The sequence below is a fragment of the Pradoshia eiseniae genome, assembly GCF_002946355.1.
Taxonomy (GTDB): Bacteria; Bacillota; Bacilli; order Bacillales; family Pradoshiaceae; genus Pradoshia; species Pradoshia eiseniae.
Genome location: NZ_PKOZ01000038.1, coordinates 1 through 1,839, shown reverse-complemented (window position 1 = coordinate 1,839; position 1,839 = coordinate 1). Strand labels below are relative to the sequence as shown.

General features: G+C 39.3%; 1 protein-coding gene. It reads left to right on the top strand.

Going from position 1 to position 1,839, the window contains the following annotated elements:
* The first annotated feature begins 124 nt into the window (after nucleotides 1-124).
* A complete protein-coding gene (locus CYL18_RS18900) occupies nucleotides 125-1,420 on the top strand; it encodes an IS110 family RNA-guided transposase (protein WP_104851012.1) in 1,296 nt (431 codons plus the stop codon).
* Nucleotides 1,421-1,839 lie beyond the last annotated feature (419 nt).

Below are 1,839 nucleotides of genomic sequence, written 5' to 3'. Positions count from 1 at the left end.
GGGGCAGCATTCCTGTAATGAATGAAAATGAGATTTGAGCGTAAAAAGACCTCTTGATATGATGAAAGTGTCCTAAATGGCTGGCCAGCTAAAGGGACAAATCATTTAAATCAGGAGGTCCATCATGAATTATAACCAAAATAAGAAGATTGCTCAAATTACGCCTGAAACACTTATTGTCGGTGTAGATATCGCAAAATTCAAACATGTTGCCAGAGCGCAGGATTTTAGAGGCATTGAGTTTGGATCACCTTGTTATTTTGAAAATACAAATGAGGGATTTACTCATTTTCTTGATTGGATTTTTCAACTTAAACAAAAACATGAGATGCTTCACGTTATTGTCGGGATGGAACCGACAGGGCATTATTGGTTTAACTTAGCTCATATTCTGAAGGAAAAAGGCATTAAGTTTGTGGCAGTTAATCCATTACACGTCAAAAAAAGTAAAGAACTAGATGATAACTCACCAACAAAGAATGACGTGAAAGATGCGAGAGTCATTGCACAATTGGTCAAGGACGGAAGATATGCCGAACCTACTATTCCACAAGGAGTTTATGCCGAACTTCGGGTGGCTAAGAAATTACGTGATCTCTTAATCGTTGACCAACAGATTGTGCAAGGGCAGATTCACAACTGGATTGATCGTTATTTCCCTGAATTCCTGACGGTATTCAAGAACTGGGAAGGTAAGGCAGCCTTACAATTACTGAAATTGAATGTATTACCGCATGAACTCGCAGAGTTCTCCGATCAAGAATTGTTAACGTATTTAAGAAAGGCTGTTACACGTAGTGTTGGTCTGAAAAAGATACAAGCTATCAAACAAGCAGCCAAAACCTCTATTGGCATTCGTCAAGGTGTAGATATGTCGAAATTAGAACTGGAAACATTGATTGAGAAATATGAATTCCTTCAATCTAAATTCGAAGAATTAGATGCTAGAATGGATGGTCTAATTGACCAAATACCAGGTGTATCACAAATGATGGCTATTAAAGGGATTGGAAGAGATACTGTCGCAGGCTTCTTTGCGGAAGTCGGGGATCTAAATGAGTACTCCCATCCTAGGCAAATCATGAAACTCGCTGGACTGAGTTTAAAAGAAAATACATCTGGTAAACACAAGGGCCAAACGAGGATTACAAAACGAGGAAGAAAGAAACTGCGTGCTTTATTGTTTAGGGTTTGTATGATCCTAGTTGCGAAGAATTCAGCCTTCAAGGCACTTCATGCTTATTATACGCAGCGACCTGACAATCCTTTGAAAAAGATGCAGTCCATCATTGCTTTGTGTAATAAACTTATTCGGATCTTATTTGCCATCGGCAAAAAGCCATTTGAATTTCAGGAAGAAAAGATGTTAAGGGATATCCCTCATATGGCAAGCTATCATAAAACTGAAGCAGTCGCATAACCCTTGTTTAGGACGGATTGAGGAAACGTTATGATATCAACGGTTATTGGACAATTGAAGCACGGATTAGTCAGTCACGCAACTAAACTTCGGGCATGGACCCTGTGGGGCAGCATAACTGACATCCACCTCATGGAAAGGTTGGACGAAGGAATTTGAGAGCGAAGACTCTGTGAGACATGGGAGGGTTGACCTCCATGAGACATGTGGACATCCAATAGTGCGATCATAAAACAATCATTATCCAATTTTTGTATAGGATTGGCTAGTGGGTTATGAGTCTTTTTTCTTCAAATGTCCAAAATTCCCCTTATGAGATAGTTTCAACCATCAGGAAGATAACCAAACGATATTAAACGACTAAGTAATTCTATGAAAACAGGAGAAATCGAGAGATTTCGCTTTGTATATTGAGGGAG

What these genes read in the sequence shown, in the direction of transcription:
- CYL18_RS18900 (WP_104851012.1), top strand. Translation starts at nt 125, where the DNA reads ATGAATTATAACCAAAATAAGAAGATTGCTCAAATTACGCCTGAAACA.